The organism is Coxiella endosymbiont of Amblyomma nuttalli, from assembly GCF_018107685.1.
Taxonomy (GTDB): Bacteria; Pseudomonadota; Gammaproteobacteria; order Coxiellales; family Coxiellaceae; genus Coxiella.
Genome location: NZ_CP064834.1, coordinates 940,399 through 963,867, shown reverse-complemented (window position 1 = coordinate 963,867; position 23,469 = coordinate 940,399). Strand labels below are relative to the sequence as shown.

Sequence of the window (23,469 nt, the reverse complement as noted above, 5' to 3'; positions counted from 1 at the left end):
CTCCCCTTCGGTAATTAATGCGATTCTGCTGCAAGGCTGAAGTAAACAACCGTCAGCATCATAAAAATAAACGCTTGCACCGTAATCACTAATAAGTGGAATATGGTCCAAACTACACCTAACGTAAATTGACTCAGCCAAGGTAACAGTGCAATCAAAATGAAGATTAATTCGCCTGCAAACAGATTACCAAAAAGCCGCAACGCCAATGAAATTGGCTTAACACATTCGTCAATCAATCTAAAGATGACATTAACTGGCATAAGATACCAACCAAACGGCCGATTTAGTATTTCCTTACCGAAACCAATCGCTCCTTTCATCTTAAAGTTGTAAAAAATGACCAAAATAAAAACCGTGATCGACATTGAAAATGTCAAAGTGGGATCGGCAGTAGGTACTACTTTAAAATGCTCTATATTGGCAAAATGCAGTAGCCGAGGAATAAGATCCACCGGTACGAGATCCATAAAATTCATTAAAAAAACCCAAATAAAAATAGTCAATGCCAAAGGTGCAACTAAACTTCGATCACCATGAAAAGAATCTTTGACAGTGTTGTCGACAGCTTCTACGATCATTTCAACGAAATTTTGCCACTTACCAGGCATCCCAACAGTTGCATCACACGTAATACTGTAAAAGAGACCTAAAAATAAAATACCGAAAATTACGGAAATAATGAGCGTATCGAGGTTAAGCGTCCAAAATCCACCATCCGTAAGAGTAAAATTGTGCAGGTTCAGTTGCCAATGAGACATATGATGTTGAACATATTCACTTGGTGTTAGTTTAGTCTGCATATACATCTACTGCGTACTTTCCATCTTGTCCAATTAACTTCCTAAAATCCACAAGGGTGCAAACCAAAACGCAAACTGCGCTCCTGCGAACCCGACGATAAACGGCAAAATAGCAACCGGAATGAATATTACCACAAGTATCACCAACATAGCACTCAGTCCCAGCTTAATCAATTCTCCTAAAAAAAAATTGATCATGATCCGTTTAATTGCCAGAGAACCTGTAACAGCGAATAAGTGCCGAGCAAAATAGAAGTTAGGTAACATACAAACTGCGCCTCCTAAAAAAGCGGACAGCGCCTCGGTTGCTCCTTTGAGCCACCAACACAAAGCAATAATGGTAGCCGCCACTGCTTGCAGACCCATTAATCGGTAAGTAACGAGATACACAGAGTGTGTCGTAGAATCTGTAAACGACTTTTGACGCACAAAACACCCCAATCGTACCAAATTCGGCATAATACACAATTTGGGCAAGCATTGTATAGATTTTTAAAGAGTAAAGCAAGGTCAATTTATTTTAATGCAGAATACAGTCTAAAATTTTCTCTAGCCTTGATAAAGATTTCAAGGATATTAAAGATATTCTGTAAAGATAAAGACGTTTTGTAAGTTTAGAAACTCATTTAGTATAAAGAAAGATAGGTGAATAAGTAAAAATTAGAACGAAGCTTTTGTCATCTCTAAATATTACCTACCTCTAAAAATATTTATATTTTAAACTTTAAAAATTAAGAAACATGAGAGGATAAAAGGATAATTATAGAAAAATACTGATGGTAATTCTAGCTACCTATAAAACTGAATAGTACAGTGATGACTGCGATGACTACTTATACAAATAATAGCAATATGAGAACCACATCTACTATTCAGTTTTTATCCAATGATTCTTGGAAAGGGAGGAGTAACGATATTCTTCGGCATAAAAGCAAGAATTTTAGAGATAGCGAAAATAGTACTATCAGTATCAGTAATGAGGTTATATTCTGAACAATTATATCTACTTTGGTTGAGTTAAAGAAATTCATACTATCTTAGTATACGAAGTACATAATTTCTTTCTATAGTAAAAAATGTTAAATACGGGTAGTTAATCTTACTACGCAGTTGTGACAGTGAGTAAGCTGTGATCATATGAATAAAAACATATCATTACATTCTACTTCTCTTTGCTATTTTTCATAGTTGAGAAAGGAGACTGTAGAGTAAGTAAAATCAGAAAAAAAGGTTGTCTCACTTGATAACCTCCTATCATCGCAGTATAATCCGCTAGAAATCAGACAACACAAAATTGAAAACTTAAAAGTAAATTCTAGCCCTTATACGTACAGAAAAATATTGGAAAAACCTTGGAGTATGTATCCTTGCGATTTTTATAGGTTTTACAGGATGGAAAACCACTTATTGAGATAGTCAACAAAATTTGCTCAGACTTAAATTTCGATTATTTAATTTGCTTAGCGTAGTATGTATTCCTTAGAGCAGTATTAATTACCAAAAATAAGTAGCTGGACCGTATCCAAAGACCTAAAAAGCAGTATCTTTTCAAATAATTATGACTAAATATTAATTATGACTAAATAATAATGATTAATCTCAACTATTCATGTACAGCTGGTGAATTATATATAAACTCAAACATCACATCAACTAAAAATAACGACACCTATCACTGTACCTCGGCGGAATTTTTATTTTTGTTTATTAAGTAAATGCTAAACAATCAGTTTTAGAGAGGTATATTCAATGTATTTATTGACAGTACAAATACTACCAAACATGAAAACTTATTCACGTTATCACCATAAATCACATATATTTTAATTGTTACTTTAGGTGCTTTTAATAAAAATTTCATAAACAGTTAACTAGTAAGCGATATGCCATAATTGTTTTAATCCTATAATTCTAATCGTGTCCATGGTGATGAGAAATACTATATAGAATAGAGTTTAGAGAAACGTGCAAGAATTAAAATAAAAAGCAGTAAGTGAAACAACATTGCGTGGAACGAAAACGACCAACAAAAATTCGAATTTCTTTCTATTTAGCAGATATTTTCATTTTCTTTTCTCAAAAGATATTCGCCTAATATAATGGATGAATAGTCTGTGATGTAATGATGCATGAGAGCACATAATCTTCTGTTAAACCATGCTTACTTACTATCTTAGAATATGAAATAAAGTTTTTTAAACTTACATGTTCCTGCATTTCAATTTGATAAAATATCCAAAGTTTCATGCTATTAGAGTATTTTGCGTATTAACAATCAATCTCCGGGATCTTGTATCTCGTACACAAACTTTGTTATAGCTGCTTCTGATACAAGTGTAATAAGCAAAGGGAAAAGAGAGTAGAAGTTAGAATCACAATCACATTCACAACTGCACGTTGTTATTTATAGATCTCTCGTAGGTTTTCAGGGACGCTTTTGGATAAGCGCGACATAAATAATAGTCATAAGGTAATATTGGTGCACAATGACTATAGACTTATTAAGTCCTCCATATATGATGTTATCCTATATGGTGTTTATTAATGCGTCCCTTATTCTCTTCAAAAAGCTTGATATAATGAATTTTAGTAATTACTTGTTTTGACATACTGTTGGCACAATGTTAGTGATAAGTGAGCATCAAATTATTTATCTTCTAATTAAAAACTCCAGCACTCTCAAGTCATTCTCCTTTGTGCTATACAAAACAAAATACCTAAGGTTTATATCTAATTTATATCTGAATCTTACAAAGTGTGATCTTACCAAGACCTAAGATAACGGATCTCTTGATTGTGTTGCTCTTGAGAAAATGTATTTCGTCAGTGATTTTATGGATTTTCCCATTTTATGCTTATTGCTCCAATAATATGTGGATTTAAATTATGTATGTAAAGTATCCCATATCTCCCCTGCATTTAACTAATAAGCACTAAGCCTTTCATGAATGCGAGCAATTTTTTTTTGGCATTATCATGCATTGTTATTCATTAATAGTTACTTTTAATTAAAATAATTGAGAGTATTAAGAATGTGTTAAAGCTAGGAATAATTCTGCTTTACTGCTTCTTTTACCAGGAATAAAGTCTCTTCAACAATTTTGTTTACACGATCAGATCCTTCTTGCAAAATCTTTTTAAATTCCGTACGATCTTTTTCGTACTCAATACGTCTCTTTTGTATGGGTTTAAGAAATTCTAACAACACATCCACTAATTGTTTTTTACATTCTACATCACCAATTTTACCTTCGCGATAACGTTGTTTAGCTTCCTCTATCCAACCCTTATTAGAATTAAATGTTTCATGAAAAATCCATAAAGGATTATTTTCAATCATTCCCGGGTCACTAGCACGTAGACGATTAGGATCCGTATACATATTCATTATTTTTTTTTGCACAGTATCAGGAGAATCACTTAAAAAAATCGCATTATTTAACGACTTACTCATCTTTAATAATTGACCATTCTTACCAAGTCCACCCGTACCTACTAAACGTTTTATACGACCCACTCTTATTGCTGGTATAGGAAACAATCCTCCTGCTCTAACATAATCCTTATCCTCCGTATCTGGATCAACACCGCAATATACTTGACTAAAACGGCGAGCTACCTCACGAGTGAGCTCCAAATGCGGTATTTGGTCTTCACCTACTGGTACAACTTCAGCACGTACGGATAAAATATCCGCTACTTGCATAATTGGATATAATAAAAACCCCATCGAATAATTATCCCCTAATGCTTTATCTCGAATTTCATCTTTAATGGTTGGATTTCGCATCAGTCGAGGGAATCGGATTAACATGCTAAAAAAAGCCGTCAATTCAAAAATCGCGGGTACATCAGTTTCAATAAAAATTGTGCTCCTTTTCGGATCAATACCGACCGCTAAATAGTCTAATACAATGTCCAATGTACTTTGTCGAACCATGCTAGGTTGACTCATACGAGTCGTAAATGCATGTGTATTGGCTATCAAAAAATAGCATTCATATTCACTTTGAAGTGAGATCCGGTTCTCCACAGATCCCACCCAATGCCCTAAATGTAGACGACCCGTCGGTGTATCGCCAGTAAACAAACGTGCTTTATGTATAATAGAATCTGACATCGTGTCATCATCTCTAGTTTGTCTCGGCGTGTCAATTACTGGACATATTATTAGTCAAATTAAGGCAAAAACCAAAAGGTTACCATCTTCGCAGTTAAGTTTATCCTTGATTAGAGATAAACTTAACTGCGAAGATGGTAGATGGTAAATAAACAGTCACCACACTCATTAGAGTAATACATCACACTAAATCTTTATGAAATCTAATTACTACATTATAAAATAATGCCGGTGCATACCTATTTTTAGTGAGTAGTAAGTGTGCTCATATCTCATGAAACAAAAAATTCAATTAATATTCAGTATCAGTCAGTTGCCTCATTTTGGCCAATTCTCAACTCGAAATATTTATTTCAACAATGTCAGAAAAAGAAAAAATTACCAGCTTTATTTTTAAAATTTTTAAAAAAATTATACTGCACTCCACCAAACGCCAATCTAATAAATAACAAAATCATTTATGTTAAAGAGATAATGAAGATATTCCGAATTGTAGTTCGTTGTTATAACAGCATATTACATTAATCACTTACCATCCAGTATGGTAACTTGGAAAGATTACATAAAGGAAAAGTGACTATCCACTAATTTGGCTGTGGCAGATCCGTTAATTGTGAGCGTGTTAATTAATAATTTTATATCATGAAAATAGTAGTGTAATTTACAAAGATGATAAAAATAATCTATTCTGTTTTTTAATAATTTTATTAATACTGATAAAAAATAGTAATTTTAAGATTAGAAAATTAACTTATTATAATAATTTCAAGGCTATTCTTAATGCCGACCATTAAATTTTAAAGCACTTTAAAAAATTTAGATATTAGAATATCATATCAGACAAAGAGGATATCATATCAGAAAAAAAGTGGATTAAGACAATGGCAGTCAATTAATTGATATAATATTGATATAATAATCAAGTTAGGACATGTTTTACCACCGTTTAGCAACAATATTCACTTTATCTACTAGCGATTTTTATATTGTCGTTTTTTATGTTCCTTACTTATACAAATCTATAGTGACCTAATTACCAACAGTTAGTTTTTCATAAATGAAAATAATCCATCTACAGAAAAATGTTACAACTTTATTAACAAGCATTTCTACTTCAATTAGACAGTTCTGCAAACCTTGTACTACTTAATTAAAAATTTATATCAAGATGATTCATTAATAGGTTTTACTGAGATTATGATATTCTCAATAGTAATAATGAAAATATAGCACGGTGTTAATGATAAAAAAGCCACAAAATTAAGGAAATTAAGAAACCTGCTTATTTTATTAAAATCTTTGGTTATTTTTAGATCTATCCGAGTTCATTATATTTTTAAAAGCAGAAAATGCTTCGACATGGGAATAATCTTCGACATGGGAATAATATAGTGTAATTTAGAGTACAATGAATATTAGGTGGAAAGCTCATAAGAATAAAAAAACGATATCTGTCTGATATTTATTTTCATATCAATGGCCTACGAATAATTATACGCTCTCTTTACAAGAGAGCACTATTATCTCACCAAAAAAGATTAAAAATTAGCAGATACGTTGATATATAATTTACATATTATGAGAAATATTAGCTATCTAGAAATCTTTTGAAATCATCAAAATCGTAAAAGCTTCTTATATAATAATAAACTGATTTATAAATCAGAGTAAACAAGGTAATAACTATATCTTCACATCAATAGTATCAAAGCATCCTTAAATCAAGGATGGTGTTCACAAAATGATTAATGAAGTATGAATTATTTTCTTGCTTTGAGTATGGTATAATAATCGTATGGTACAATTAGGTTTTTTAAAGTCGCTTAATCAACCACAAAAAGAAGCAGTTACTTCACTCTTTAGGCATATACGTATATTAGCGGGAGCAGGGAGTGGGAAAACACGAGTTTTAACATGTCGTATAGCCTGGATTATTCAGCAAAAAAGAGTTTTGCCGCATAATATTCTCGCTGCTACGTTTACAAACAAAGCGGCTTATGAGATGCGTAGACGCATTGAAGCCACATTGGGTATTTCTATCGCTACCATGTGGGTAGGTACTTTCCATCAATTAGCCCATCGTTTACTCCGCACGCATTGGAAAGAAGCAGATTTACCACAAGCTTTCCGAATTTTAGACACCAGTGATCAATATCGTTTGGTTCGCCGTATACAACAAAGTCTCAATTTAGAGGAATCTCAATGGCCTCCTAAACAAACACAATGGTTTATCAACAAGCAAAAAGAAGAAGGATTACGTTCTAATCAAGAAATTGATGCAGATGGCAAGTACCTTACAGAAGCACTAATCAAAGTTTATCAGGTATATGAAGGCCTTTGTCACTCTAATGGATTGGTTGATTTTTCAGAACTCATGCTGCGCTCGTTCGAATTGCTACGCAATACCCCTGCAATTCGGAAGTATTATCAACAAAAATTTCAACACATATTAGTCGATGAGTTTCAAGATACCAACACTATTCAATATATCTGGTTACAATTACTAGTTGGCAATAATGCTAACGTGATGGTTGTAGGTGACGATGATCAATCCATTTATAGCTGGCGTGGGGCGAAAGTTGAAAATATTCATCGATTTTCTATCGATTTTAAAGATGTTAAAACTATTCGTTTAGAACAAAATTATCGCTCCACACAAACTATTCTGGATGCAGCGAATGCTATTATTAAGAATAACAGCATTCGTCTTAGGAAAAAATTGTGGACTCGTGGTCATATCGGAAAACAAATTACTTTGTATACCGCCTTTAATGAGCGCGATGAAATGTTTTATATCATGTCTTGTATTGAAAAATGGATTTACCAAGGTCGGCGCTACAGTGAGATTGGTGTTCTTTATCGTTCTAATGTACAGTCACGTTTATTTGAAGAAGGACTGATTGATCGTCAAATTCCTTATCGCATTTATGGTGGGCCAAAATTTTTTGAGCGTGCTGAGATTAAAGATGCGCTTTGTTATTTACGTCTACTGGCAGATCGTCATGATGATGCAGCTTTTGAACGTATTGTCAATACGCCAACACGCGGCATTGGTAATGCAACTCTTACTAGCTTACATACAATTGCTCGCGACGAAAATATTTCGTTTTGGCAAGCTACCCTTTATTTAGTTGATAATCAAGCCTTGCATCCTCGCGCATTGCATGCCTTACAACATTTCTTACATTTAATTGAAACACTGCATAAAAAAACAAAAAATCTTCCTCTAAGCAAACAAACGGAAATTGTATTAACTCAAAGCGGTTTATTAGCATTATATAAAAAAGATAGAAGCGAAAAAGGTCTTGCTCAGATTGAAAATTTAGAAGAATTAGTTAGCGCCACGTCACAATTCACTCCAGATGAAAACATAGATTTACCACCTTTAAATGCTTTTCTTTCTCATGTTACACTGGAATCAGATGAAGCACAGGCAAAAAATTCCCACAACAATTGCGTCAATTTAATGACACTACATGCAGCAAAAGGCCTAGAATTTCCATTACTTATTATTAGTGGTCTGGAAGAAGATTTATTTCCTCATCGCATGTCAATTGAAACTGAAGATGGAATTGAAGAGGAACGTCGATTATGTTACGTAGGCATAACGCGGGCAAGAGAAGAATTGATTTTAACCCATGCTGCATACCGTCATTTACACGGATTAGAAAAAGTTAATAAACCCTCACGCTTTTTAAGCGAAATTCCTGCTGAACTAATCAATACGGTGCGTCCTGCTCCAACTACTCCAAATGTAACACAAGTTTACCAAACAACTTCTTCATCTCGTTTTTTCGAGGACACTAAACTTTATGTTGGTCAGCGCGTTAATCATAAAAAATTCGGACTAGGTGTTATCACTAATTACGAAGGCCAAAGTGAATACGCCCGTCTACAAGTAAAATTCGACAAATACGGTGCCAAATGGCTCATGCCTCACTACGCTAAGTTGAAAATACTGATATAATTTTTCTATCGATAATCATTGTTTAACTAATATTTGTTCTTCCGTTTCAGTAAGGTATCTATTTTGATACATCAATTTTCTGGATAGTTACTGTTGGTTTTTTGACAGGTATAGTCACGAAAAAAATACTTGAACTTTAGTACTTACTTGCCTTTTAAACAACTACCTTTGTTATTAATCATATATTATGAATCATAATAGCTAGTATCACAGTTTTATCGACGATATTCTCTATAGGATTTCTTTTATTAGCAAATGCTTAACTTATAGCAAGATAATTACTGCACTGATGTTCCGATTTTAAATAGTATTCCAATTTAAATGCGTTTCTTGAGTATAGTGATAACCTGGAACATGTTTATGATTTCGCTTTATTTGCATTAGGTACTGTATTGGATTTCTGTGTTTTTGACCTTTCTTAAAATTTCTAAATCACCATCATCGCCTTTGGCATCACGGATTTTCCTATTATTTCGATTTATATTAATTTTTCGTCATATTATTTAGGTGTACCATTCATAAAATTTGCCATAGATATACTTTATAAATATTATTCTTTAAATGCCTTAGGGCTAGTGTTGAATAGTATTTAGCCAAGAAAGGAAAAATAAAATATTAACTATGATCTTTGCCTTTTAGGAAGAAAGAATAAAAATGCTTATCGAAATACTTAAAACCGTTAATAAGATCTTGTAAACAATATAAATCCTATGTATATTTTCTTTGGTTATCTTGACATGAATAATCAATTAGCCATTCTAACACGAAAATGTTAAAAATTCAAGTAGTTAGATAAATACAAGTAAAATTGAATCTCATCTTATTTTTATAATTAACATTACAGCATCTCCCCTTCGTATAAAAAGGGGAGATTAGTTAACTTGACGACAAAACCGATCAAATCCAAAACGGAATATAGTGTCGTTACTCATTCTAAATAAACCACTAAGGGATTTTACAATAATTAATAATTATTGATAGTAATATCGACAGTCAATAAACACATTGTAAAATAAACATTTTTATACTGAATTTTTTTAGATATGACATAATTTTTTCTGTCAATCATGGAATCGACAATGGGTTTCTCGTAAGCAAAATGCAGCAATAAATGCAACCAAAAACCCAATAGGTAAAATCAACATCGCCCGTTGAAAATCAGAGACTCCATAATTTATGGGAAGATGATGACAGTAAAGTATTTGTAAATCCATCAGTCTTCCAAAAAGAGGTTGGAAAATAGCTTGCCCTCCTATCGTGGTAATATTAACTATGCTGACAGACGTTGCTGTAATTACAGGCATACTGCTTTCCGCCACCATTGGGTAACTAATCGCCTGAGTGCTTGTCGTTAGTCCAATAGAAAAGAATAAAAATAACAAAGTAGCAAAGGATAAATGCGGCTCATATATTATTACCAAAACCAACATTAGCGATAAGATAGCACCTATTAGCATCGGTAAACGACGTAAACTGATTTTATCTGAAAAAAAACCAACCGCTGGGCTACCAATCATCGTCCCTAAAAATAACATGCTAATTACATAAGTTGCATCAAGTCTCGCAATTTTGTGTGCATCTATCAAGTATAAAATACCCCAAATACCCCCTAATAAACTCAGGGCTAAATTCATTAAGCACGTATATATGCCTCCTAACCAATTTTGTAACTTTAAAAAAGCTAATTTCATACTCTTCCAGTATCCGATTTCATCCATCTCTTGTCGTTCTAGTTGGTAACGTTCGCAATAACTCAACGGAAAATCTTTCACAATACTGGCGATGATAGCAAAAATTAAAATACCGAGGACAGCATCAATTAATAGCGCTTTTCGCCAATTCATCGCTTTCACTAATAAAGCTAATGGCGTTTGTGCAATCATCCCACCCAGCATAGCCATAGTTATGATAATACCCGTTACCAATGCCAATTGAGTAGATGAAAACCAACGAGTTGCTAATCGTATTACACTTAGAAAGCAAAACGCACCACCAACACCGATTAAAAACCGGAACATAGAAGCCCAAAACACAGATTTCGTTAAAGCAAATAAAAATATACCTAGAATGCAAATACCTAACGAAAATAAAATAATTTTTCGCGTTGAATAGCAATCGAGTAATATTCCTGCAGGAAATAGAAAAATAACGTTAGAAACGAAATAAAAACAAGATAATTGTCCCAATTCTGTTGCTTTGATATGAAAAGTTTGCATCAATTGTGTGCTAATCGAATCAAACATATTCATCTGTATAAATTCATAAAAGAAAAAAAGAGATGCTGATAAACAAACCAACCATGCGCACCATGAATCTAATCTCTCATGGGGTTGTAAATGCAAAGAATTTTCGAGACTGGTCATTGATTCTTTCATTTCGATCCTTGCATTTCGATCCTTGTCTTTTTTTGTGAGACATACAGAACATTTCTTTAGCTGAATAAGCGATCATCAACTTCAATAAAAAACTAACAACACAATCATCAAATACTAGTCCACAATTTAAATAGAGAGCTGACACTTGATTAATAACATTTTATGACCAGCAAAACTCTATTTAGACAATCAAATAAAAACAAATAAAAAATTTGAGTAAATCGCTCTCACTATAATTAGTATAGAAGCTACCAATTTCACCGTACCTATTTGAACACGATGGATAGTAACATAATAACAACCTAAATTCCGGAAAGATAGCAAACAATATGGAAAAAGATAAATGAGATAATTAATCAACAATGAACAAAATTAGGGCGATAATCGAATCTATAATCATACGCATTTCGTATTTGCTTAATCTATTTGAAAGCCATTCCACAATTAGTACACCGATAATAGCATCTATTAAGGAAAAAATAAATTCGTGAAAAAGTATGTCTGACAAAGAAACTCCAACTGTTTTTATCGTTCGTGTCAATACTATAATCTCAATTCATAAAACATAATTCTGTTCCTCGTGAGAAAAAGTAGTCCGGTCCAGTGGAAAATCTTTTACAAAGAATAATAAGAATAATAGCATCAACCCATAAGAAGTCACATCTCTACTATCCAGGAATATCTATTTCAGAACGTAAACAGCATCTGAATCATAATTCTCTAGTTATCACTAAGATGATAATAAACCAATGGTCAACGCTACTTTTTTCATTTCGATCTATCAAGAAACCAGATGTACATTGTTTAATAAATAAAAGAGCCAGTAATATTCTTATCATAAAGTAATACAAATTATCCGTTGCCAAATAGCTGTGACAAGAATCGTAAAAACAGTACGAATGATGCTAAAAATGATACTAAACAGTAGAGCCATCAAAAAATGAGTACTTTTATGTATATATGCGAGATCAAATAGTTATCCAGATAAGAAAAATCGTATTAGTATAAGGTTAATTCGTTTTTCACATTCATTATTAACACAATCATCACCGGTTCTAACATATTTGCTATTTCAAATTTGTTCAGTGAAATTATGTAAACAACTTTTCAAAAATAGTGGAGCAATGCTTAATCTCACCCGATAGGGAAAATTTTGTAATTCTTATCAGTACCGCAATACAACAGCTAAGAATATCCACGCTTATTGCTCTATACTCTACAAAGAACCGAATTCTCTTCTCGTTGCGCGCTATGATAACGAACCCTAAGATTCCTCTGAGATCTTATCCGTAGCCTCTCATCATCAATAAATAGTAGGGTATTGTACTACTTTTATTAGACTTGAAAATACCGCATTCTTCACTTTCATAGTAAAAGCAGGGAATAATGAAAGTTTACGAGAAGATGATAATCGCTGAATACGTCCATCATAGTTATTTTGCTTAGTAACGCACTTTTGATTTGTCTTTCTATAAGGCTATAAGGCGATCCTCTATTCGACATCATATGTTGTATATAAAAAAATTACAGAAAAAAGAAAGTTAACTAACGAGCATACTTTCACCAACCAACATTCTAAATCTAGCTACACTATAATTTGAATAAAATCAGTATAATCAGTAAGTTTGATTCTTTACACGAAAACATTATGTTTCTTTAAAAATCGTTTTTCTCCACAATTGTTCAATTAAAATAGCTACATGAAATTCAAAGGAGGACAAATTCAAAACATTCTTTATTTGATCAGCATTCAATTGCTTTGCCTCTTCAAGCATTTTACCTTCTCCCCAACGACAAATATACTCACACGCTGCCATTATCATGGGTGAACCATATGTTTGAAATTTAGCTTCTCTTATTTTATGGTCTTTAAAACTCAAATAAAGTTGACATAAATGACCCTGTGCAATGCTACCTACTTTAAATAGTTTGTGCAGAAAACTACTGAGAAAAACCGCTATGCAATTTCTCCGGCCGCTAAAGCGTGATGAGCTAGCTCATAGTGCAACGGAAAATATCAATTTTGGTATAGTGTAATTTGTAATCTCCATTTGTATCTCTAAACACTTATATCTCTAAATAAGAGAGTGACACCTCCCGACATTTTAGAATACAATCTTTCTGCTTATCAATCAACAGAGAGGAAGTGGAGTAAAATTTTAAGCACCTATGCAAATTGTCAATTAAATGATCAACAGAATGTGTGATTACATTCAAAATCAAATCAAAAGATTAGTGGTTTATAACAACAAGCAATTTAAAAGATGCATCGAAAAAGAAATGAGTTTTCAGAATAACCTAAAGTATAAGGAATAAGGAGTTATAAATGCGTTTCTTCTTTAATACATTATTCGCGACTGTTATTATCTCGCTCTACATGATTCCATCGATCCTGTTAGCGTTAGCCGTTATTATCTTTGGTGGTCTTGCGCGATTAATTCCTGCTAAATCAGGGTATCGAACACTAATGAAAATAGCTCTGTATATAGCGATTATGTGGACTAACGTTTCTAATAGTATATTATATTTTCGCCGACATCAATGGAAAATTGAAGGAGAAGGAAATCTTAATCCTCGTTATTGGTATTTATTAATCAGTAATCACCAAACTTGGCTCGATGTATTAGTATTAGGTTACGTATTTAACCAAAAAACACCTTTAATTAAATTTTTTATGAAAAAAGAATTATTGTGGGAATTGCCTATACTTGGGCTTAGTTGCTGGATATTAGGTTATCCTTTCTTACATCGCCGTTATCAAAAAGATATTCGTAAACGCTCTACATTAACAGGAAAAGATATTGAAACCACAAAAATAATCTGCAAACAATTTAAAGAATTTCCAACAACTATTATGAATTTTGTGGAGGGAACTCGCTTCACTACTGAGAAACATAAACGACAACAATCACCTTTTCTATATTTATTAAAACCTAAAGCTGGCAACATAGCTGTGGTTATTAATGAATTACAAAATGAATTAAGAGGGATTTTAAATGTCACTATTCATTATTCAACACCCATGTCATTTTGGAAATACTTTAGTAGTAATGGTGCTAACATAACCATATATTATGAATTGCTTCCCATCACTGCTGATCTCATTGGTAATTATTATGAAGATAGAAAATTTCGCCGTTATTTACAACAATGGTTAAATTTGATATGGAAACGAAAAGATTTATTATTAGATAAACTTAATCGTGGTCAAACATAGATATAAACTAACCATTATCATTATTAGATTAGTAGAAATAATCTTTCGATATTGTGATAAGTTGAATGGGTTGTGTCTCAATCTGAAAACTGAAAAACTTATACTCATCTAATTTAGAGTAAGAATATTGGGTGCACTTGCGAATTTGTATAATTGGGATGTTAAAAGTAATGTAGTCCTTTTAATGCGGTATAAGCGAGAAATAATAGTTTGATGGCGTAATAGTAGTATGTGAAAATAAAATGTCAGTCACGTCAGTAGGTTAAGTGTATTCCAGAGCTAAATGATGGCGTGCAAAAAATTATGTTTAAATCAATTGTGAAATGACAATGGTTTAAATCAGTCGGTTTTCGAGCTGATTAGCAACAGTTAAAAGCAGTTGTGTTTCTTTTGGAAACAGCAAAATCTTTCATAGACCGTGTGATACGCATCTAAATGGACTTATAGTAATGCAATAAGCGATTAATAGTTCTGTCAAAAGTAAAAATTCTCGATGACGCGAAGTATTTGATGCAGCGTTTGACCGAGTTTAGTTTAGTAATCTTTATTGCATTTAATAGATCAATGATTGCTGTTTTTGTATTCTAAATGATATTTTTAATTAGATACTAATCGGTCAGACTGACATCAGATTAATAATAGAATTTCAAGATATGATAAAGCTATAAATATAGCGAAATATGATGTACAAGGTAGTGTTATCATTTTGAAATCAAACGAGCAACAATAGTTTTTATCTGTAAAGGAGATAGACCGCATACAAGGGGAAATATTAGTGTTCAACACCAAACACCAATAGTTCATACTTTATAGTTATACTTTATTAATTTAGCAAATTAATTTCATCAACACCTAGTGAACCACCATGCCAAATGGAATGCGTGATTAGAATTGCACGTGATAAGCATTCTTCATAATGGATCTTTTGCGGTATAACATGAATTATTCATTCATGTTTTGATACCTAAAAACGAATAAGTGAAGTTCCGTGCTACTTCGCAGTTCACACGGATTGTACCCGTCATACTAAGCCTCTTTTCTTTGTTTTAGCAAGAAGGCTGGAGAGTTACATAGGCAAATACTCATTACTGAGAATAATCAGTTACTGAGCAGTGATTGCAATTGACGTGGATACTCAATAGTTAGATAATCCCCATATGACTGAGTTAGTCCAAAAAATACCTCCTCTTCAACCAGCTCTAGTGTTTACGGAAGCAGCAGCTCGAAAAGTTAAGGAGCTTATTGATGAAGAAGATAATCCCAAACTGAACTTGCGTGTATTTATTACAGGGGGGGGTTGTTCTGGTTTTAAATATGGATTTACGTTTGAGGAAACCATTAATATCGACGATCTTATTATTGAGAAGCAAATAGATGAAAAGCAGAAAGGTGCAAATAACGAAAGGCAGGGGCACATAAGCTTGGTCCGCTTGTTGGTTGATCCTTTAAGTCTGCAGTATCTTCACGGCGCAGAAATTGATTATCGAGAAGATGTGAGTGGTGCTCAATTCGTTATTCGCAATCCGAATGCAAAAATCACCTGCGGATGTGGTTCTTCTTTTAACGCTTAACCAAAGAGGAGATGTTAAGCAAGGTATAGTAAAAAGGTATAGTAAAAAGCAATCTGACAATCAATCTCATTTACAAAAGTAAACATCAAATCGACTGCTTTTACCTGCATATGTCGTGTTGGGTATTACACCGTCAAGTGGTGGTGCTAATCGGGGACGTTTAACAACAACACGGTGTTTGGCCTTTTGTAGTGCGAGACTTAACAATTTTGTAGCATCATCGTTGGCACCAACAATATTTCGCAATAGGCGCATTTCTTTTTTAACCAAAGCTGATTTCTTTCTTACAGGATACATCGGATCTACATAAATAATGTCATAAGATCGTTTTAGGGTGGATAAGTAACATTGAGCATCTGTTTCGATTAATTTGAATTTTAGGAACTGAAACCATTTTGCCTTTTGTGCACGTTCCAATCCATCTCTTAATAAAGCAGCGATAATGGGATGACGTTCGAGCATAGTAACATCACAGCCTAAATTCGCTAATACGAAGGCATCTCGTCCTAAACCAGCTGTTAAATCTAAAACGGTCGGATAGGCATTGGATTTCAATTTAATAGCCCGTGCAAGGAGTTGACTTCGGCCGCCGCCGAATAATCTTCGGTGTGCTACAGCACCTTTGAGAAAATCTATATAAATAGAACCATGGGCTTGAGTAACAGTTGATTGTAGTGCGAGATGAGATCGGGTAATAGCTAATAAGAAAGGATAATCGTGCATATTCTTAGTCGCTAATTTTAATTTCAATTTTCGAACTGTCTTTTCGGCATACAGTCGGTGAACTGAATCTGAGCAGCCGACATCAACCGGTATATTCATTGATTAAAGTATATCACTTTTTTCTGAGGTTTGTGCATGACAATAATAAGCTATAAATCTTTTGTATATTAAATAGCTCATATTTTGTGTATTAAATAGCTTATATCTTGTTTGTTGGTAAACTAATTTTTATGGCTGCAGGACAATAATGGTATTCTAATAAACTATAATTCTTTTTACATAGTATTTAATCAACTTGTTTGTAAATCCATAATCACAGTCAGTGAGTTCTTGTTTTTCACCTTATTTACCTACTACCAAGTTTCCGAGAAAATCACTGGTTATAGAAATGATATGAATAATACGCACAAGCGCACAAGGGATTAGCGTAACAACATTGATTAGAATAATTCGCCGCCCCTGATACACGAATGCACAGTTGCGCCATGACTAGTCGATTTTTCCTTTTATCGTTTCATAAATCACGAGTACATTAGGATCATCAATGGTTAAACAAAAAACAGATTAGTTGTCCATTAAATCAAAGGTTTAATTATCATGTCTTTAATAATTTATAGGTAAACTCTATTAATAAATTTTTATTCGAAGTTACCAATGTTTTCGGTATGCAGTAAGGTCAAACCAATGGGAAGTATTGCCTTAGAGGTGCATTTGAGAGAAAATCAAGGATTTGTCTTTCAAAAAAGATATCGCTAGGGCTCTAGGTAATAGTAAAATTTAGGTAATAGTAAAATTCATGCTGCTATATATTGGCGGGATAAGGGGTATTGCAAATGTAATGGGCTATAGGAATAAAATTCATGCCAAGTAAAGTACATGTGACATTCACATTTCTATTAATACTCTGACTGTCATAAATACGGTAAAGGCCGTCGATCATATGTCGACTAAACAAATACACGATAAGTTTAAGCACAATATTTTCTTTTATTGCAGTAGATGTAGTATGAACACTATCATGGTTAAGATATCTCAATCTATGGGATTTTAGATCATTGTAATTGCCACTATATCATATCATTTTGAGTGTTTCTAGGAAGTCGGGGAGTGTACGTTAGAGATGAAAAATCATCGCTTGCTGAATTAGCATCATCCTGATAGATTGATGGAAAAAAGGTTTATCATTTGCAATGATCAAAATAAACACTCAAAGAAAACACAGCAACTTAAAAGAATACGCATAATAAATCTGAAACAAGGCTCGAGAAGTGGCGTAAGAATCTTCATCGTATTCCGTTGGGCATGACGAAGGAAGGAAAATGGTAGCTACACAAAAATTTATTTCTGCCTCAATTTTGTCCGCTGATTTTTCTCGATTAGGGGAAGAAGCAAAACAAATAATTGATGCTGGTGTTGATTATATTCATTTCGATGTTATGGACCATCATTTCGTTCCTAATTTAAGTTTTGGTGCAGTCGTTTGCAAGGCGCTTCGTCATACAAAAATTACGGTACCCATTGATGTGCATTTAATGGTGGACAATCCTGATGTTTATATAAAACCTTTTGCTGAGGCTGGAGCAAGTTTAATTACTTTTCATCCTGAAATAGTAAAAAATGTAGAAGGGACGATAGAGTTAATCCATCAAGCTGGTATGCGAAGTGGATTAGCGTTTAATCCAGATAAATCTGTATCGTTATTGCCGCCACTTATTTTGAAACAAGTAAATTTAGTTTTATTAATGTCCGTTAATCCCGGGTTTTCAGGGCAAGTCTTTATGCCGAATAGTTTGGAAAGAATTTCATTCACGAGGAAGTTGTTAGATGAAGTCCATAGTAAAGCAATGCTCGGAATTGACGGGGGAATTAAAGCTGATAACATCATGGAAGTTTCTTGTGCAGGTGCGAACTTTTTTGTAGTCGGTTCAGGATTGTTTTACGCATCGAATTATAAAGAAGAAGTTAAAACTCTCCGTCAACAATTACATTTTGATAATTAAGACCGTCTCTCAGTAGCACATGCTCTCGTCTAAGTATAAATAAATTAAGGATATGACATCAAAAGTAAGCAGAACCTTGTAGTATAAGGATTTACAGGAGGAGCAAAAGAGCGTGTATGTTCTGACTCAGTTAGTCGCGTGGCAGGTACAGGTGTGGATGCTGATATGCTATTAATAATCGACAATTATGATTCTTTCACCTATAATCTGGTGCAGTATTTCGAAGAATTAGGCTCTTCTGTGACTGTTTATTTTAATGATAAAATTTCGATTACAGATATCCAGATATTAAATCCAAAAAACATTGTTATCTCTCCAGGTCCAGGACGTCCAGAAGAAGCTGGAGTGACGATGGAAGTCATTAAAACATTTTCTGGAAAGATTCCCTTACTAGGGGTGTGTTTAGGTCATCAAGCAATTGCCAAAGCATTTGGCGCTGAAATTGTTCTTGCACAAAGAGTGATGCATGGAAAAACATCACCAATTTATCACAATGGAAAAGGCATGTTCCGTTATCTAAAGAATCCATTTAAAGCCACGCGCTATCATTCTTTACTAATTGATTTACAATCACTTCCTGCCGTATTTGAAATTACTGCATGGACAGAACCAGAAAACGAAATCATGGGTATTCGTCATAAAGATTATTTGTTGGAAGGCGTGCAATTTCATCCAGAGTCTGTGCTAACAGAAAGAGGATACCAACTTTTAAAGAACTTTTTAGATCCAATAAGCAAGTGTGGACATCACTTTTGCATGGAAAGCCATTAATTTTTTTACTGGATGAGGTAATGATTTTGCACCAGCAGATTTCGCTTTTTCCCCGTGTTTTATCTCATCTTTTTGTATTTGCTTTAGGATTTTTCGGCTCTTTATGTCAGTTAGTGGAAGTTTACGTAAATGGTTGGCTAAATGTATTTCTACTTGTCTTTCTGTTTCTTCTACAAAACCTAAACTTAAATGATCTCCGGCGAATCCTGTTAGAAAGCCGATGAAGAAAGCATTTATGTACCAAAAAACATTTAGATAACTGACATGTCCACCTAATTCATTTACACGTTCCTGGCACCAGGCCAAATGATCGATTTCTTCTTCTACTGCCTGTGCCAACATTGCTCGGATAGTTGGATTTTTAGATAGAACCATGTGTCCTCGATAAAGCGCTTGAGCACAAACTTCTCCACTATGATTAACGCGCATAAAGCCCACGCTTTTCTTTTTCTCGAGATGTGTTAGAGGAATTTGCTTATCCAGCCTTTTTGCTGGATTTTCCCGTTTGGTTATTGGTTTATTAAAGAGTATCTCTAGCAAAGCATGCCATTGCAAAATGGTCTTATCGATCACTGAATGATATCGGAGGCTGTTATTCATATCTCTGGATGGCACACTTGTACGGCGCATATCGTGTACATAAAATAAATGCATTTTGATTATCTTTCACTTGTTAATCTAGGTCAATCAAATAATTCTATAAAATTGTAAAATTGTTTCATATCATCGACTAAACACTACAGATCCCTTTTGTATGTGCAGTGCGGGCGAGAGTGCAGGTGTTACAGTCGTCTTTTAATTGTTGAGTAAAAACGAGTACTCCCATCTCTTAGCAGATAATGTGATTACCTGTGAGAAATCAAAAATCTGTTGGGTATTCACATGAACATAATTGCTTTCACTTGTGTGAAAGCTGGACATTGCTTTGAGCATTTTTTGGGGATAAAAATTACCAATAATGATACATTTCTCGTTTAATATAAGTAGGTGCCAGGTTCTTAGTTGAGTGTGCATACGGGTTAGAGGAGACAATACTCAATAAGCAACGGCTATTAGCTGAATTTACTGACAAAGCGCATCTTGACTATTTGGATATCCAAAAAATTTAGATCAAAAACCTTCTCACATTGTTGATAGTTCAATATCGATGTAAAAGCGGATGAGCCAGGTAACGTCAAGATTAGAGCTCATTATGAATCAGAAAATATTATGTAGCAATAGTGATTTTAAGTGAAAATAGCGCTTTTATTAAGGTATATCTAGAAAGACAGGGTACTCTCCTTGGATAGCATATTATCAACCACGATTAACTATTAGGGATATGAACGAAGGGGACACAAAACTATTATATAAGAAAACGCCATAATCTTTTGGTTTTCCGTCGATACGATACGAAGCAGGCCTAGTGATCTGATTGATTAATACAATGAAAGTAAATAAAAAATGGTTAGTTAAATTGAGAAGATTACAACGTAAAAGCAGTTTTAGCCAAGGTGTTTGGAATTTCTCGCACTAATTTGGGCACTAAGTAACCCGGTAGCCGTTTCATTAAATTGGCTAATAAATTTTTTGCTTCAAGTTCGCTTACCTCAAAATGCCAGGCACCTTTTACTCGATCTAGAAAATGTAAATAGTATGGTAAAATTCCAGCCTCAAATAAGCGCTCACTTAAGTGAGCGAGTGTTTCAGCATTATCATTAATACTTTTTAACAAAACTGATTGATTTAATAATGTTATCTTTGATTGGCACAAGGGATCAAATGCGTTTATAACTGATTGATCAATTTCATTTGGATGATTGCAATGAATAACCACAGTTGATAGAAAACGTGATTTACGCAATAGATCAATAAATGCAGAAGTGATTCGTTCAGGGATTACCACTGGAAGACGGGTATGAATGCGTAATCGTTTAATATGAGTAATCATTTCAATCTGTGCAACAAATTCTGTTAATACAGTATCCTTTACCATTAAAGGATCTCCTCCGCTCAAAATAATTTCTGTAATACTTGTGTCTGATTTCAAGTAATTAAAAATACGTTTCCATCCTTCTTTCCCAGGGGTATTTTTGTTATAAGGAAAGTATTGACGAAAGCAATAGCGGCAATGGACGGCGCATGCGCCACTTAACGTTATTAGCACTCGTCCGTAGTATTTATGCAAAAGTCCAGCAATCCGATTTACCCGTTTTTCATTGAGCGGATCGTGGCAGTAACCTCGGCAAGTGATTAATTCTTGTAAGGTTGGTAGTACCTGCAATAATAGTGGATCACGAGGATTTTTTTTCTCCATACGGGCTATAAACCCTTGTGGTACTCGTAGAGGAAAAGCGTTGTCACCAGAAATCCGAGACATCGCTATAGGATCGAGTTCAAGTTCACGCCACAATTTGATCGGATCAGAAATTGCCGTTTTCAGTAAAAGTTGCCAATCACCCATTTCATCAGAAATCCTAGAAAAGGAACTTATTGTATCATGCTAGTTGTATATTTTCGCTTATTCCATTTTAAAAAAGTTTATTTTGGTATCACGAAATTGATCTCGAAATTATAGAACACTAGGAATTTATTTCATGTTTCAGTTAAAAATCGAATGCTATCATGGATTTGAATTACGTATCAATATTCGCAATCAGTGACTGAAATTTTATGAAAGATAAAATGAAACGTCTGTGAGAAGTTTCTCATCGGAAATCATAAGAAATAGTGGTAGTATAGGCAGTATGATTTAATCCAGAATTTTAGATACATTGACAAATGATAGGTTTCCTCTTTGTTCTTATTTTGAGAAGAAACTAAACTTGTCATCCCTCAGATGCAATCCTTTAGCCTTGATTGGAGTGGAAGATTAAGAGAGAGAGAAGAAGGGGAAGAACCATATCTCAGAGAGTATTATAGACTAACCATACGTTGTTTCATTATCGCTTACGATGATCACGGACTGAGGGACTAACTGCTCTCATGAATAGTTGATGCGATCGGTGATGGTTGTTCTGATTTCGTGACGTTCCTGTTCTTATTGTGTCATAACAATATTCAATGTTCCAATCTTTTCCCCATAACAAAGAGTATCACCAGCTTTTTGTCGCTTTTCCCAAGTAATTGAGTGATTGGGAAATAACAAAATTACCGTTGAACCCATTTTAAAATGACCTAGCTCTTCGCCACGAATTAACGTGATGTTTGCTTCAGTATATTTCCAAATAGAAATAGCCTTTTGGTTAAAGGAAGTCACAGTACCATGCCAAACTGTACTGATGCTACCTACTAGCATAGCGCCCACCATCACTATCGCCATGAGGCCTGTTTTTGTTTCAAACAAACAGACAACCCGCTCATTGCGAGCAAATAACTGTGGAACGGTTTGAACAGAAATAGGGTCGACGGAAAATAAACGACCAGGTATGTGAATCATTGTCTGTAATTGACCATCAATGGGCATATGAATATGGTGATAATTTCTCGGAGCTAAGTAAGTTGTGAAAAAATGGCCATCTTGAAATAATAATGCCTGATTTTCATCTCCCCCTAACAAATCTAAAACTGTATAAAAATGATTTTTTGCCTGAATCATTTGAGTTCCAGTTAATTTCCCTACTTCTCCAATTATTCCGTCGGCAGGGGCAGTAATTGCATTAGAGGCTGTCGCGAGAGGACGTAAGTTCGTTCTTAAATAGCGAGTAAAAAAAGTATTGAAAGAACGATAATAGCGGATATTAGGATGTTCAGCCTCTTTCATATTCACACGATAATAGCAAACAAAAAATTTGATTGTCCATCGAGTCAACAATCCCCATTGACGATCAGCCAGCCAGCCGACAATTTTTGACAGCCTATGTTGTGGTAAGTATTTATGTAATCTGATTATAATCACTACACCTTTATCGTGGGTTGAATACGGTATACTTATCAAATCTAC

14 protein-coding genes are annotated in these 23,469 nt (G+C 33.9%); 5 read left to right on the top strand and 9 right to left on the bottom strand.

Translation table 11 applies throughout. From position 1 onward, the window contains the following. Window positions 1-14 precede the first annotated feature (14 nt). The 3 genes from atpB to trpS form a co-directional block, all read right to left on the bottom strand. Window positions 15-809 carry a F0F1 ATP synthase subunit A gene (gene atpB, locus CEAn_RS03455; protein WP_211923797.1) on the bottom strand — a complete coding sequence of 265 codons (795 nt, stop codon included), beginning with the start codon at window positions 807-809 and terminating at the stop codon, window positions 15-17. 27 nt (window positions 810-836) lie between these two features. After that, on the bottom strand, window positions 837-1,232 hold the full coding sequence (locus tag CEAn_RS03450; RefSeq protein WP_244670071.1) for an ATP synthase subunit I: 396 nt from the start codon (window positions 1,230-1,232) through the stop codon (window positions 837-839). 2,614 nt (window positions 1,233-3,846) lie between these two features. Continuing rightward, window positions 3,847-4,923, bottom strand: coding sequence for a tryptophan--tRNA ligase (gene trpS, locus CEAn_RS03445; RefSeq protein WP_211923795.1), 1,077 nt, complete (start codon window positions 4,921-4,923; stop codon window positions 3,847-3,849). Window positions 4,924-6,718: 1,795 nt separating this feature from the next. Between trpS and uvrD the strand changes: the two genes are divergently transcribed. Further along, window positions 6,719-8,890, top strand: coding sequence for a DNA helicase II (uvrD, locus tag CEAn_RS03440; protein WP_211923794.1), 2,172 nt, complete (start codon window positions 6,719-6,721; stop codon window positions 8,888-8,890). Between the two features lie 1,061 nt (window positions 8,891-9,951). On the opposite strand, the gene CEAn_RS03435 is transcribed toward uvrD, so the two are convergent. Both CEAn_RS03435 and CEAn_RS03430 read right to left on the bottom strand, forming a co-directional pair. Then, window positions 9,952-11,253 (bottom strand): MFS transporter, encoded by a 1,302-nt coding sequence (locus CEAn_RS03435; protein WP_256435128.1) that lies wholly within the window; start codon window positions 11,251-11,253, stop codon window positions 9,952-9,954. A 1,658-nt stretch (window positions 11,254-12,911) separates the two neighbouring features. Next, on the bottom strand, window positions 12,912-13,145 hold the full coding sequence (locus CEAn_RS03430) for an iron-sulfur cluster assembly scaffold protein (protein ID WP_244670069.1): 234 nt from the start codon (window positions 13,143-13,145) through the stop codon (window positions 12,912-12,914). Between the two features lie 446 nt (window positions 13,146-13,591). On the opposite strand from CEAn_RS03430, the gene yihG reads away from it, so the two are divergent. Then, on the top strand, window positions 13,592-14,482 hold the full coding sequence (gene yihG / locus CEAn_RS03425; RefSeq protein WP_211923792.1) for a 1-acylglycerol-3-phosphate O-acyltransferase, YihG family: 891 nt from the start codon (window positions 13,592-13,594) through the stop codon (window positions 14,480-14,482). Window positions 14,483-15,639: 1,157 nt separating this feature from the next. Beyond that, window positions 15,640-16,053 (top strand): iron-sulfur cluster insertion protein ErpA, encoded by a 414-nt coding sequence (gene erpA / locus CEAn_RS03420; protein WP_211923791.1) that lies wholly within the window; start codon window positions 15,640-15,642, stop codon window positions 16,051-16,053. 66 nt (window positions 16,054-16,119) lie between these two features. Here the strand turns inward: erpA and CEAn_RS03415 are convergent, their stop codons facing one another. Beyond that, window positions 16,120-16,875 (bottom strand): class I SAM-dependent methyltransferase, encoded by a 756-nt coding sequence (locus CEAn_RS03415; protein WP_211923790.1) that lies wholly within the window; start codon window positions 16,873-16,875, stop codon window positions 16,120-16,122. 1,220 nt (window positions 16,876-18,095) lie between these two features. Here CEAn_RS03415 and rpe point away from each other — a divergent pair. After that, window positions 18,096-18,776, top strand: a complete 681-nt coding sequence (rpe, locus tag CEAn_RS03410; protein WP_211923789.1) for a ribulose-phosphate 3-epimerase — start codon at window positions 18,096-18,098, stop codon at window positions 18,774-18,776. A gap of 165 nt (window positions 18,777-18,941) precedes the next feature. Next, window positions 18,942-19,547, top strand: a complete 606-nt coding sequence (locus CEAn_RS03405) for an anthranilate synthase component II (RefSeq protein WP_211924193.1) — start codon at window positions 18,942-18,944, stop codon at window positions 19,545-19,547. Here CEAn_RS03405 and coq7 read toward each other — a convergent pair. The 3 genes from coq7 to asd form a co-directional block, all read right to left on the bottom strand. Continuing rightward, window positions 19,497-20,147: a 2-polyprenyl-3-methyl-6-methoxy-1,4-benzoquinone monooxygenase gene (gene coq7, locus CEAn_RS03400; RefSeq protein WP_211923788.1), complete on the bottom strand. Its 651-nt coding sequence runs from the start codon at window positions 20,145-20,147 to the stop codon at window positions 19,497-19,499. The two genes, CEAn_RS03405 and coq7, sit on opposite strands and share 51 nt — an antisense overlap. A gap of 865 nt (window positions 20,148-21,012) precedes the next feature. Continuing rightward, entirely contained in the window at window positions 21,013-22,020 is a 1,008-nt protein-coding gene (gene epmB, locus CEAn_RS03395; RefSeq protein ID WP_256435127.1) for an EF-P beta-lysylation protein EpmB, read from the bottom strand. A 546-nt stretch (window positions 22,021-22,566) separates the two neighbouring features. After that, window positions 22,567-23,418 (bottom strand): archaetidylserine decarboxylase, encoded by an 852-nt coding sequence (gene asd / locus CEAn_RS03390; RefSeq protein WP_211924192.1) that lies wholly within the window; start codon window positions 23,416-23,418, stop codon window positions 22,567-22,569. Window positions 23,419-23,469: the final 51 nt, after the last annotated feature.